The organism is Actinacidiphila cocklensis, from assembly GCF_907177275.1.
Taxonomy (GTDB): Bacteria; Actinomycetota; Actinomycetes; order Streptomycetales; family Streptomycetaceae; genus Actinacidiphila; species Actinacidiphila cocklensis.
In genome coordinates this window covers 1-626 of sequence record NZ_CAJSLV010000030.1, presented here as the reverse complement: position 1 = coordinate 626, position 626 = coordinate 1, and the positions used below count along the sequence as shown (strand labels likewise).

The 626-nt window shown below is 83.2% G+C and carries 1 pseudogene; it reads left to right on the top strand.

From position 1 onward, the window contains the following. Positions 1 to 92: 92 nt before the first annotated feature. A pseudogene (locus NFU81_RS04915) lies at positions 93 to 626 on the top strand (hypothetical protein); the annotation flags it as partial.

The following is a 626-nucleotide window of genomic DNA, read 5'->3' as shown; positions in this document are numbered from 1 at the left end:
CCCCGCTCCCCGGACCCGGACAGGGCCCCGCTAGGACCACCCGCCCCCCCCCCGGGTCCGGCCGCAAGGCCCGGCCCGCGGGACTCCCGCCGGTGGACCTCGCCGGCCTCGCGGCGGCCGTCCGGTCCATCGAGCGCGGCGAGAGCCCGGTGGCCCCGGCCCCGCGCGGCGACGCCGCCGCGGCCCGCCGCAAGCGCCGCGAGGCCATGGCGGCGGAAGCCGCCGCCTTCCAGGCGGCCGAGGCGGCGGAGACCTCCGCCTCCACCGCCGAGCAGGACGCCCCCGGCAGCGGGCAGCCCGACGACGCGCACAGCGCCGGGACCGCGGCCCCAGGCGCGGATGCCACCGCCGGTGGCACGGACGAGCCTGCCCGCCCCAGCAGCGGCGCGGACACCCACCCGTCCGAGCCCGACATCGGCGAAGCGGACGAGCACGCCCGACCGCCCGCCGCCGCGGACGCCGCCGAGCAGGACGACCCCGGCAGCGGCCAGTTCGCCGGCGACACAGCCGAGCCCGACGGCCCGCGCAGCGCCGGAACCGCGGCCCGCGGCCCGGATGCCGCCACGAGCGCCGCGGGCGAGCCCGGCCGAGCGCGCAGCGCCGCCGGCGCCCACGCACCCCAGTGC